This is a genomic window from Halococcus salsus, assembly GCF_009900715.1.
GTDB lineage: Archaea > Halobacteriota > Halobacteria > Halobacteriales > Halococcaceae > Halococcus > Halococcus salsus.
This window is the reverse complement of record NZ_JAAAJC010000023.1, coordinates 1-12,265: the sequence shown is the minus strand read 5'-3', so window position 1 is coordinate 12,265 and position 12,265 is coordinate 1. Positions and strand designations below refer to the sequence as shown.

The following is a 12,265-nucleotide window of genomic DNA, read 5'->3' as shown; positions in this document are numbered from 1 at the left end:
GTCCGTGCCCGAGGCCGCGTTCACGCACGAGCGCAGGTGTTCCTCGCGCTGTGCCTCCGAGTAGTCGTCGCGATCACCAATGATGAACGAGGAGACAACCCCGGCCGCGAGATACTCACTGCATGAGACGGTTTCTATGACACGCTCTAGTGGTTGGTGACAAGGGTAGCACGAATTTCCCGGTCTCCAAAAATGAGGTCCCTTGTCGGTTAGCGGTCTGTGAGTTCGTTCTCAACAGTGGGCAATTTGCTACTGTCGCTCGGTGTTGGTGTCGGCACTATACTATTGTTTGTAGGGAACGATTGCAAGGTGTGAAGCGGAATTTTCACTGCTTTCCAAATGATATAAACATCGAACGACGGTATCGTGAGCTGAAGATGAAAGAGGATTCCTCGTCAGACGAGACGAACCAGTCTTCAGATAACGCCGAGTACGAAACTCCCACCAGACGGACACTCCTCCGATCGGGCGGAGTCGGTGCTGCGTTGCTCGGAATTGGTGGATACGCAGGAACCGCCAGCGCAACGAGGAGTCAGCACGAGCCTCCAATGACGCCCGTGAGTGATCGGCAAGATGTGGTTGTTGCTGACGGAGGTCCTGAGAAGCTCCTTCAGCGAAATCAGATCTGGAACAGCATACTTCCAGAGGGATATTTCAGTGATGTCCAACAGGGTCAGGCACCACCAGTCACCTCCGTCTGTTGTTCGGATTCACGTGTCTCTCAGGAAGGAATGTTTCTCTCCTTCTTCGAGGCAGGCTACCTGTTCAAACCAAGCAATATCGGAAACAAAGTCATCAGCATTGTTGATGGTGAACGGGTGGTCAATGGGAATTTCCTCTATGGGCTCGAGAAGGCGGATTCTGAAAGCGGCGTTGTTGTCGGGCACACTGGTTGTGGGGCAATCACCGCTGCTTACGAAAGCGTTACTGGAAACAGCTCCATTGAATCTCCAGGCATTAGCCAAGAGGTAGAAGTTCTTCTCGACATCGTGAAAGAGGGTCTCGATAGCGACCTCATCGACACGACGAGCTCAGACACCGACATCATCAACCAGCTTGTGGAATACAATGTCAATCAGCAGGTCGAGTTTCTGGTCGAAAGTGACGAGGTTTCTGCTGAGAGAGATCTCTACGGATTTGTCTATGATTTCCAGGAAGTCTACGGGGACGTACCCGGAAAGACCTATTTGGTAAACGTTAACGGAGAGACGAACCAGGACAAAATAAGAGCGCAGCTTCCCAGTCAGTACGAAGATGCTGTCAAAAGTCTCCTCTATTGATGGCTCTCTAACCCAAAATCGGTAGAAGCGGAGGATGAGTGAATACGATAAGAGGCTCGACAGCTCCTCGGAGTCTTCGCGTGCTACGATTGAAGCTAAATATTGTTAGATAAGGGCCATTAATATTTTTACCACAGAGCTTAGCTAATCTGATGATGCCACGCAAGAAGGGAAGCATACGGGGAAGAGAGCCACATCTATCGGTCGACCGTCGATCGTATTTGAAATTCGCGGGGATTGCTGCCGGGTCGGCAGGACTCCTCTCAGGGCTAGCCAGTGCGGCAGTCACACATCGAGGGATCCAGTTCAACACGACCATCGATATGGTTGAGGACATGGGCTGTGACCCGAGCGGAAACGAACCATGTGACAATCAGATCACTGAAGCAGCCGACGACTACACCTTACTGAAGTTCCCGGCAGGCGAGTACAAGATCACGGAGAAGAACGCTCTTCTCGGGATGACCAACGTAGGGTTTCTGGGAGAAGGCGATGCCCGATTTGTGGTACCTGAGAATTTTAATGAGAAAGTCCTGGTAATCGATCGTGGAACGGGTGTGCTGTTCGAGGGAATCGACATCGATCAGCAGGCCGACGGGGCGACGCCAGCGCTCCATATTGCAGGTGACGACAATATCCGAGTCCACGACGTCGAGCTCATCGGTCAGGGCATTCACCCCGATTCGATCCCGAAAGATCAGCCCGGTTACTCTCCGGGGACCGGTGGAGAGAATGGGAATCCCCGTGTTCACGATTTCTTCTATCCGATTGTCCGCTCAGAGACCGGCACAGGGCTAGTCACAGAGCTTTCAGCTAATAATCACGGGCTGATGGGGACGTACAACGCTGGCAATGGCCGGAGCGGCATCTGGGTAGGACTTGGCACCTACGGGACGATCACCTTCAGGGACTGCCGCATCGAGGAGTTCGGGTCGAACGGCTGTTACACCAGCCGAACTTATGGGGTAGTTCAGTACGAAGGTGGAGTTTACCGCAACAACGACAACAACCAAATCCGGTTGGGGAGCGAGAACAGCTATGTCGATGGGGCTACCATCGAGGTGGATGCGGATGCGAGTGAGGCACCGAACCCAGACGAGGCGCTCAACTATCGCGGTGTGCGCATCGAAATGGGGCACAATTATACGCCAGTCGACGTCAGCATCCGGAACTGCGAGATCCCGATCCGATCGGCACCTCGTACTGGGGGTGCTATCGTCGCTGAGTCGACGGCCGGCCATTTCGAAGTCGAGAACACTCGAATTGGAGTTGATACTGATGGGGTCCGAGCCGTACTTGGCAAGGAGCCCGATGGGGGTAGTTACGACCCGCCAGAAAAACCTCACTCCGCGATCCTTCGGAACGTAAGTGTCACCGGTGATGCCACCGATAAGGAGGCAATCAAGCTTATCGACCGTCCTGACTCCGTCGTCGACGGCTGCCAGATTGAGCAGACAGGAGCGAACCGTGATGGTATCTTGGTGACCGACTCATCTGAGACGGCCATTCACGATACGGTTCTTGACGTTACCGGCACACCGGTCACACGAGAAGGCTCAGCCGGGGTAGACGATTTCTCTGTTGAGGATATCTCCTCGGTCGATACACCATCGGGAGACACAGATTCCGAACAAACAACGGATGGACCTGGACTCCGCTGGAGTTCATCCGGCGAGTTGACGATCGAGGCACCGCAGAATGGTGAGGCATCATACCGGCTCGCTGCCGGTGATGATCTTCAACGGAGTCCTGCCAACGATGCCTCGGTCGACAGTACGGACGACCGCTCGGGGAACACCGTCAGCGGACAAGTCGGTGAGGGTGGTATCGATTCGTATACATTCACTGGAGGTATCCTCGCATTCGAAATGTCCGGTGATGCGACGCTTACACTCAACGGTCAGGAGATAACCGCTGACCAGTTGCCAAACAACACGATCACGGTCGCGAGCGATGGGGGCAAGAGTACGTACGACCTCGCGGTGAGCGTCACAGTGGGAAAAAGTGATGCAATGAACGCGACGGTTGACGACAACGACGACCTCTCGGATGCTCACGCAACGGGCCAGGTCGACGGGGGTGGCCGGGATAGTTACGGCTTTTCCGGTGAGATCATCGCCTTCGACCTTGATGGCGACGCCACCGTCTACGTCAATGACGAGGAGGTGAGCGCGGACTCGTTCCCCGACAGTACGCTCACGATTTCGAGCAATGGCGAGCAAGCCACCTACGAGTTTACCGTCGACGGCGATGTCGAAAAGAGCTCACGGAACGGCGCGACAGCGGACGACAATGACGATATCTCCGGGAACACCGTTTCAGGTCAAGTTGATGGCGGTGGTCGCGATAGCTACTCGATCTCGGGTTCGGTAGCCGATTTCGACCTAAATGGAGATGCAACGATCCATCTCAATGATCGGGAGGTCTCGCCTTCCCAGGTCACGAACAAGTAATACAGGTTAAGTAGTCAAAACGTGCGGATCATCGAAGCTACGCCAATTCCTAACCTAATTTAATAGATTTTCTCGTCGTTGATATAGGCCTCGAGAACGTCGGGATTGTTGGTATCGAACGATACGACTTCGCCGTCGAAAGTGAATTTGTCATATGAGGCTCCCCACACCCAACCAGCGATAGTCTTCTCTTCAACGGGCCGGTTCCCGCGGCCTTGGCCCTCCCATACCATCTCCCGAATCGAGCCACTGACCGTAACCTCATATTCCGCATCCTGATGTTCCCGTTCAGTGAAAAGGGTCATCGCTCGATCCGGGAGCTGCCCAACGTGGGCAGATTTCCCGTCAATTGTAACTTCGAGAGCACCGTTCTGGTCGAACTCGAAGGCTTGCAGCTCCCCATCGATCGTATAAGCATCCTTGCCACTGTCGACTGCCCCCGCTGCACCGTAGGCATTGACCTTGTCTAAGGGATTTTTGCTCGCTCCGTGGGCGTCGTTCTTCTTGATGAGCCCATTGGTCGCGAATGAGTATCCGGTATTCGGGCCGGTTCCTTCGATAACAAGGGTATGGTTGGGTCGCTGTCCGACGTGTGCGGCCTCGCCATCGAGGGTGACGTCAATTGTATTCGAGTCGTCGAACTTGAACGAGTAGAGCGGGCCGGTGAACGTGTAAGCATCCCTTCCCCCATAGACGGTTCCATGAGCACTCTGTTCGACGATCGTATCATCATCGTCGATTGTTGCACCATCGACGGTACTCTTTTTGAGGTTATCTCCGACAGTGAACGAATAAGTCGTCGGAGAGCCAGTACCATTGATGACGAGCGTGTGCTCATCCGGAGTCGCCGTTGCACGTCCCACAGCGCCGAAACCTACTATTCCGGCGGCGTTTGTAGCGAGAAATCGGCGTCGCGAGACATCAACTGACTCTTCAAAACTATGATTGGTTGTTTGTGAGTTCTTTGTCTTGGAGAAAGAGTTTTTGAGATTCATACCCATTGGTAATCTTTGATATTTAGTAATAAATCTTGTGCGATTAAGTATAATAAGTTTTGTGGGGAATTCTGTTTCGCGATAAGTCTTCTGGCCCAATCGGTCGATCTGATATTGGCGACAACGATGGCAAGATTGATCGAGACCCGAAAATTGCACCTACGGCGCTTTGTCTAATCCGGTCCACAAGAACGATAATCCCCGTCCCTGTCCACCGAGGGACACAGACGAGAACGAGAGGAACAGTGGCATCTTAATCGTGAACACGCACCAAACGCTTATATCAGTAACAGCGAAACCGATTCAGGGATTCCAACAGATGTCGTCCGATACCAAAGAAAGCGGACTGGTACGTCAGCTGGGGTGGATACACGGGGCGACGATCATGGCGGGCATGATGATCGGTGCCGGTATTTTCGTTGTCACTGGAGAAGCAGCCGGCATTATGGGACCCGCGGTGCCGCTTGGGTTTCTCGCCGTCGTTCCGCTCATCATCGCTACTGCAGTCATCTATTCGATCTACATGAGCGGGCCGTTAGGTGAACACGCTGGTGGAGCGTATGTCCATATCTCACGGACGTGGAACTCACTGTTTACCGGCTATATCGTAATGTGGATGAAGTGGATCGCGTATGCCGGTTCTATCGCAGCGATCGGTATCGATCTGGGTGGTGTTATCCACTCATTCGGTGTGTTTGCCGGTCTTTCAGCTCAGACCTGGACGCTGTTGGCGGTCACTATTCTCTTTCTCGTCAACCTCTTTGGCGTCGATATCTACGGAAATGCGCAGGCCCTACTGACGGTGCCTCTCGTCGGAATTCTTCTATTACTGGTCGTTCCAGGATTGTTCGTCATCGACGCTGGGAACTTCACCCCCCTGTTTCCCCAACAACTCTACGCGACTGGATATATCGACCCGATACTTGCTGGTACTGCAGTGCTGTTGTTTTCCTATGTTGGCTTCGAGGCGCTCGCACAGACCGGTGAAGAGATGAAAGCTCCCCAGCAGACGCTGCCGAAATTATTCGTGTACACCTCGCTCGGCGTCGGAATACTCTACACACTCGTTACCTTCGTCGTAATTGGCGTCATTGGATGGCAGACTGCGGCCGAAGCAGAGGCGCCATTAACTGTGGCCGCGCAAGCGTACTTCCCAGCCAATACAGCTGTCATCGTCGCATTTGCCAGCATTCTCGCCTACATAACGACGATGAACACGTGTTATCTGGTTCCAAGTCGATTGCTCTACGCCTTCGGGAAAGACAACACCGTTCCAAGTGCGCTCGCCCACGTCAACGACCGATTCCACACGCCGGATGTTTCTCTAATCATTACGTATGTTATCAGTGTCGTCTTCGTGTTGACGGCAACTTTCCGATTTGCGATACTAATTACCCTGGCGTCGGTGACGCTTGTCTACCTCACCCACTCGTTCTCGGGGATGATGCTGCCGTGGCTTCGCCCCGATCTGTATGCCCAGTCGGAGTTTCGGTTGTCGCCAGTAGCCTGTACGATCGTTGGCGGCATTGCTGCAGTCACGATGGGTATATTCGGCTGGCAGACGCTCTCAGTGAACGGGATAGGGCCAGCGGTATCGATGGTACTACGCGGAAACGTTATCGAGGGCCTCACGTCGAATCCAGCCCTCATGCTTTTCGTATGGGGTCTCACTGGTGCAGCCATCTTCTTTGGCTACCGAGCGTATCTCCGTTCGCAGGGAAGCAAGGTCGAGGACGAACAGATAATTCAGCAACTCTACGATTCACCCGAATTCCAAACTGACGATTGATCCTCAACTCGAATAGTAACCAAGACCGTCTTAAGGACGTGACGCGATTCAGGCGAGGAAACGACGGCCGGTCTCTGCGAGCACCGCTGTCGTAGTCTGCACTTCTGACCAACTGACCGACTCGTTCGGGAAGTGGGCATTCTCGACACTTCCCGGCCCGAATAGCACGGTTGGGATATCGGCAGCGAGGTAGTGCCGAGAGTCAGCACCATACGTCGCGCCATATGGTTCGTTGGCTTCGAGACCGTGTTCGTCCATTGCTGTTTGAAGCGTGCCGATGATCTCAGCGTCTGGATCACACTCCGCGGAGGCGAATTGAATCGACCGTCGCTCGAACGTTGGTGGATGAGCACTGAGCCACTCGCTGTTATTGGTGACCTCATCGAGACGCTTTTGAAAGGCAATTTCGACTTCTTCGAGCGACTCGCTAGGAGCGACGCCGATACGTACCTGGGCTGAAAGGTGTGCAGGCACGCTCGACGCCCATGACCCGGCGCGGACGATACCGATATTGACTGGCCATGAGAGAGGATAGCCCTCGTAAAGTGGATGAGTTATCGTTTCATCGCGTTCGGCCTCTAGCTCCTCGAAAGCACGACGAATCTGCTCGAAGTACGGGAGGACAGATTCACCGCGCCAGCGTGTTGCCGCATGGGCTGAGCGTCCAGTGAGTTGGATTTCCTTCATCAGATTGCCCTCGGTTGCAGTGACAACTCCCATTTCGGTCGGTTCGGCGACAATCACAGCGTCGCGTTCGAACGGATATGGGTTCAGGTGAGCGGCGGTTGCCGCACCAATTCCACCATCTTCTTCACCGGCAACCGATTCGACGACGATGCGCCCATTCAAGCTATCTCCATACTCTTTGTGAAGTACGAGAGCGGCGAACACGCATGCACCAAGCCCTGATTTCATGTCTGCGGCACCGCGTGCAGTGAGGGTGGTATCTGTCCACGTTGGCTCAAAGGGGTCTGAGTCCCACAAGGACTCCTCGGCAGGGACGACATCGATATGACCGTTGAAAACGAGCGTTGGTCCGGCATCCGGGTCACCGAACTCCAGAACACCACCGACACTCGGCCTATCCGTCGTATCGATCTCCGAAGCTGATGGGAACTCATTGAACTCGGCGAGTTTCTCAGCCGGGGCATCCCACGTATATACCTCGTAGCCGAGGGCGGCGAGTTCGGATTCGACCCACTCTTGTGCTTGTTGTTCATTGCCGCTTGTTGTTTTGAATCGGACCAGTCGTTCGACAAATGATTGAAGCTCGTCGTCGTACTGAGATGTGAGGTCGCGCATCTTCTACGAAGACATATGTGATAGTAATATCAATTCTGGTCGAAAGGATCGCGAGACTGAACCTGGATCTAATGGCTTGGCAGAGTCACCCCATTCTAAGCAAAAAATAGAATTATATCGTTTTAGCTATTCAATTGAAATTGTTTCCTCATGGCCGAGCAGCTCACAGATATTCAACAGGAAATTGCGGCTTCCCCAAGCCCTGCAAGAACCTTCGCGAATCTTCCACAGACCCGCAAACGAGACGTCTTCTTTCGTTTATCGGAGCGAGTTCGGAAGTCGCTGATCGCGAATATGAGCCGTAATCAGTTGCAAGCATTCGTTCACCGCCTCGACCCCGACGAAGCCACTGATGTACTCGGAATGGCTGATGAGCAAACACAGGAGGCTGTGCTCGAAGAGCTCAATGAGACTCGTCGGGAGAAACTCAGCTTCTTGCTCGGATTTGACCCCGAGACTGCAGCTGGGGTGATGGATCTCAACTACATCACTGTTAGTTCTACTGCGACTTTTCCTATTGTCGCCGAACAAGTTCGTCGCTTCGAAGATCGCACAGGCCGATTTCCAACCGTGTTCGTCACCGACGGTGTGGAATTTCTGGGTGAGTTACCAGGACCAACACTCGCGATGAGCGACCGAGGAGATGAGACAATCACTGAGTATATCCAGGAAGTTCCCTACGTCCACTATGATTGGCCTGAAGAAGAGGTCATTGCAGTATTTCAAGAGAACCGCGAGCAGACTGTTGCTGTTGTCGACGAAGAAGACGCGATTGTCGGGGTCATTCGGGCTGACGATATGCTCTCACTCATTGAGGAAGAAGCAGGGGAGACTCTCTATGAGTTTACCGGCGTTGCCGAAGAAGAGAGCGTGCTTGATGGGCCAATCAGAAAAATTCAGAGTCGGTACAAGTGGCTCATCATCAACCTCGGAACAGCCTTCATGGCTGCAGCGGTTGTCGGGTTGTTCGAGGCTACTATCGCGGCACTTGCAGTATTGGCAGCGTACATGCCGGTCGTTGCAGGGATGGGTGGGAATGCAGGTACTCAGACGATGGCCGTGACGGTTCGTGGTATTTCGCTTGAGCAGGTCTCACTCACAACTGGCGCACGGGTTATCGTCAACGAGGTAATTGCAGGTGCTGCAAACGGTATCATCACTGGTACACTGGTTGCAGTCATTGCTTCAGTATTCAACCAGAGCCCGCTTCTAGGATTAGTCATCGGTGTCTCGATGGTGCTAAACCTCGTCATTGCCGGATTCTTCGGGGCTCTCATTCCACTCATCCTCGATCGTCTCGGACAAGACCCCGCGACGTCAGCAACGATTTTCATAACTACTGCAACCGATGTGCTCGGTTTCTTCGCTTTTCTCGGCTTGGCGCAAGCTGTGTTGCTGTAGTTCTCGGCTTCGGATTTGGGGACCTATCTGGGAACGCAGCGATTTCAAGGCCCTCTGAGGTACACGGATATCGCCCGTACAACCGGTCCTAGTCAACAATTTTTGATCTTCGAATCGGTCAGTGTCGGTGTCGGCACCACGCCGGCGGTCAGAAGAGTCATTCGATATATCGACTTACAGAGTAGAAGTATTGCAGCGGATTCTTTTAGTTAATACAAAAAATACAGATGAAGAGACGAGATTTGTCAGTGATCTACCTCAAGCTCCTCACTGATTTGTATTTCTTCAAGCTTATCGTTGACAGCGTCAATTTTCTCATCGAGGTCTGCAACGTACTCGTCTGTCTGCTCAGTCGCGATTGCACCGTTGTCCGTCGGTTCGATCAGCTGTTTTTCTTCGAGCACCCGCAGCGAGTAGCGCACTTCGTGATGTTTATGCCCCGTTTCGTTCGACATCTTCACGATGCCGATAGGTTCGTTTTCCAGGACCAACTCTAGCACGTGCAAGTGACGTGAGAGCATATCGACTTCGTCTCCTAGCCGATCTATCATGATACGTGGGACCATGTATCGAGGAAGGTTAACTCTTGTTGCCGTTTGTTGTCTTTTGACCTTCCTAATGCTACAGATAGCTGCTCAGTGTTCAAATCGAGCGTCCGTTTGGCTCTGTCTCTGTCATGGTGAACTAATACCACTCGTCACAAGCCGACCTCTTGGAGTCGTTCAAGCTCATTGAAAGAGGTTTAATGACCACCGAATCTAGTCGAAAAGGTGATGGCACCGATGGGGAGGCGATTTAATCTGTGAGCGCGGACCGATCGGACTTCGCAGCGTTCGGCAGGAGTAAGGCAACCCCTGACGGGGCGTGCATCTACTACGAACAGTGTGAGAACATTGTTCCCGAGGACGGCCGTATCTGCGGACCGTGTCTCGATGAGCTCCGTGCAGCCGACCGAGAGCGCCGCAAGGATGCCAACAAGCCATGAGCGCGAAACAGACTGAAAACAATCGTGAACGCGTCGAGAGCGCGCTCAGGCGTTTCATAAGCGACAACCCACACGGCAACACCCATCGGTACTTTCGTGCGTCCAACCTCACGGACGGAAACAGCGAGCTTTCGGCGTCACTCGTCGGGTCTTATCTCCCGAAACTCAGAGACGATTCCCCACTCGATGATGGGCTCATCGTTGAGGAATACACCGAGCGCCGATGCGGGTCTTCTCTATGGATCGCTCGGAGGGAAGACAAGTGAGCGTATGTCGCCAGTGTGCAGCAAGATGAATTGTTTTTCGGTCGCCGAACGACCAACCAGTTGAGACTGTGCCGATGTGGATCGCCACGTCAAGCAGTTAACAGAGTCTGCCAAAGTCTTCCGATACGTTGACGGAGCGACATTGCAGTGGTTAGTCTACTGAGAGCGTCTGAGGATGAGTGCGTTTCCCTCAACCCCAGTCGATCGTTGCTCGGTCGAGTTCCCATCCATCTTGAACGAGGTGGTGAGCGCGCTCTGTTTTCAAGCGGTCTGGTGTCGTTCTAAATCATCTTGTTGGCATTTTGATACTTCTGTACTGATATTGATCAATCATTGGCGCTGAAGAAGAGATGGGTCCTAATATAGTCATATTTGGGTTCACATTGATAAGAGCAACCCGTGAATCCTGCTCTGATCCCTTCACTAAAGCCGGTGCGAACAAACAAAGAAAAGCCGAACAACACTCAGAATAACCACCAATAGAATTATCTCGTAACGACACAAAATACCGTATTATGGCCGCCATAGACCCCAAAGATGAGTCCTCTGACGAAAGAGGATACGGAATAGCCATTGGCATTTCTCTAGGTGTCGTATTCGGCCTCGCAATGGATCAATTAGCAATTGGGATTGCTCTGGGTGTTGTTCTCGGCATCGCAATCAATTCTGGTTGGTTCTCCGATCTTCGCTCGTAGAATATTACGAATATGGGCGGTAGAGGGGCGACTGTATATTATGGCCAGAGGCCCCGTGCTTCGTGGGCTTCTGCCAGACGAGAGAGAGCAACAATGTATGCAGCATCACGCCACGACACATCTCGTTGTTCGACTTCCGTCCTGACTTCATTCCATGCAGTCAGCATCTCTTTTTCTAACTCGTTATTGACCTCCTCAAGCGACCAAGGTCTCCGATTGATATCTTGGAGCCATTCGAAGTAGCTGACAGTCACACCCCCAGCATTTGCGAGGATATCTGGGATAACGGGGATATTGCGTTCTCCGAGAATTTTGTCCCCCTCAGAGGTCGTGGGACCATTCGCCCCCTCTACGACGATGTCTGCCTCGAGCGTATCCGCGGTATCCCGAGTGATGACGTTCCCAATTGCAGCAGGAATGAGAACGTCTACATCGACTTCGAATAGTTTCGCGGCAGGCAGAACCTCGTTCGCATACTTTGTGACTGCCTCCGGCTCTTCATCGTGCGAAGGGATATTTTGGACATCGACACCATTAGCGTCGAACGCAACCCCATTCACATCGCTCACCGCGGTGACGGTTGCTCCCCAATTATCGAGTAATCGAGCAGCGTTTGCACCGACACTTCCAAACCCCTGCACGCCAACTGTCACCTCGTCTAACGGCCGATCATAGTAACTACAGACCTCCCGGGTGATGATCGCAACACTTCGACCAGGTGCTTCTTCACGCCCATAGCTTCCGCCGATGACTGGTGGCTTGCCAGTGACAACACCTGGCGAGGTTTCGCCCTGTTGCATACTATATGCATCCATAAGCCATCCCATCGTCTGAGCATCAGTTCCCATATCAGGCGCTGGAATATCCTGCATAGGACCGATACTCTCCCGGAGTTCCTGTGCTAACCGACGAGTCAATCGCTCCTTTTCACCTTCGCTCAAAGACTTGGGATTGACAACGACACCACCCTTCGCGCCGCCGAATGGAAGATCCATGACCGCGGTTTTCCATGTCATCCACATCGCTAAGCCAGTGCATTCTGCCTCGCTGACTCCAGGATGATAGCGGAGACCTCCTTTGTAGGGACCGCGGACGCTGT

General features: G+C 53.1%; 10 protein-coding genes and 1 pseudogene. 7 read left to right on the top strand and 4 right to left on the bottom strand.

Going from position 1 to position 12,265, the window contains the following annotated elements; all coding sequences use genetic code 11:
* From GT355_RS17690 to GT355_RS17680, 3 genes and pseudogenes are all read left to right on the top strand, one after another.
* Nucleotides 1–126, top strand: a pseudogene (locus GT355_RS17690) (IS5/IS1182 family transposase); the annotation flags it as partial.
* Nucleotides 127–377: 251 nt separating this feature from the next.
* On the top strand, nucleotides 378–1,280 hold the full coding sequence (locus tag GT355_RS17685; RefSeq protein ID WP_160135820.1) for a carbonic anhydrase: 903 nt from the start codon (nucleotides 378–380) through the stop codon (nucleotides 1,278–1,280).
* Nucleotides 1,281–1,435: 155 nt separating this feature from the next.
* The gene (locus GT355_RS17680; RefSeq protein ID WP_160135819.1) at nucleotides 1,436–3,733 is read left to right on the top strand and encodes a hypothetical protein; all 2,298 of its coding nucleotides are present in this window, start codon (nucleotides 1,436–1,438) and stop codon (nucleotides 3,731–3,733) included.
* A 59-nt stretch (nucleotides 3,734–3,792) separates the two neighbouring features.
* On the opposite strand, the gene GT355_RS17675 is transcribed toward GT355_RS17680, so the two are convergent.
* A complete protein-coding gene (locus GT355_RS17675) occupies nucleotides 3,793–4,728 on the bottom strand; it encodes a pre-peptidase (RefSeq protein ID WP_240145892.1) in 936 nt (311 codons plus the stop codon).
* Nucleotides 4,729–5,047: 319 nt separating this feature from the next.
* On the opposite strand from GT355_RS17675, the gene GT355_RS17670 reads away from it, so the two are divergent.
* Nucleotides 5,048–6,517 (top strand): APC family permease, encoded by a 1,470-nt coding sequence (locus GT355_RS17670; RefSeq protein ID WP_160135818.1) that lies wholly within the window; start codon nucleotides 5,048–5,050, stop codon nucleotides 6,515–6,517.
* A 48-nt stretch (nucleotides 6,518–6,565) separates the two neighbouring features.
* Here GT355_RS17670 and GT355_RS17665 read toward each other — a convergent pair whose 3' ends face one another.
* On the bottom strand, nucleotides 6,566–7,819 hold the full coding sequence (locus tag GT355_RS17665) for a M20/M25/M40 family metallo-hydrolase (RefSeq protein WP_160135817.1): 1,254 nt from the start codon (nucleotides 7,817–7,819) through the stop codon (nucleotides 6,566–6,568).
* 150 nt (nucleotides 7,820–7,969) lie between these two features.
* Here GT355_RS17665 and GT355_RS17660 point away from each other — a divergent pair, with 150 nt between their 5' ends.
* Nucleotides 7,970–9,220: a magnesium transporter gene (locus GT355_RS17660; RefSeq protein ID WP_160135816.1), complete on the top strand. Its 1,251-nt coding sequence runs from the start codon at nucleotides 7,970–7,972 to the stop codon at nucleotides 9,218–9,220.
* Nucleotides 9,221–9,465: 245 nt separating this feature from the next.
* Here the strand turns inward: GT355_RS17660 and GT355_RS17655 are convergent, their stop codons facing one another.
* Nucleotides 9,466–9,771, bottom strand: coding sequence for a hypothetical protein (locus GT355_RS17655; RefSeq protein ID WP_160135815.1), 306 nt, complete (start codon nucleotides 9,769–9,771; stop codon nucleotides 9,466–9,468).
* 430 nt (nucleotides 9,772–10,201) lie between these two features.
* Here GT355_RS17655 and GT355_RS17650 point away from each other — a divergent pair, with 430 nt between their 5' ends.
* Nucleotides 10,202–10,471, top strand: a complete 270-nt coding sequence (locus GT355_RS17650) for a hypothetical protein (protein ID WP_160135814.1) — start codon at nucleotides 10,202–10,204, stop codon at nucleotides 10,469–10,471.
* Between the two features lie 515 nt (nucleotides 10,472–10,986).
* Nucleotides 10,987–11,166 carry a glycine zipper domain-containing protein gene (locus GT355_RS17645; RefSeq protein ID WP_160135813.1) on the top strand — a complete coding sequence of 60 codons (180 nt, stop codon included), beginning with the start codon at nucleotides 10,987–10,989 and terminating at the stop codon, nucleotides 11,164–11,166.
* 38 nt (nucleotides 11,167–11,204) lie between these two features.
* On the opposite strand, the gene gdhB is transcribed toward GT355_RS17645, so the two are convergent.
* The coding region (gene gdhB / locus GT355_RS17640; protein WP_160135812.1) for a glutamate dehydrogenase GdhB at nucleotides 11,205–12,265 on the bottom strand (1,061 nt) is incomplete at its 5' end.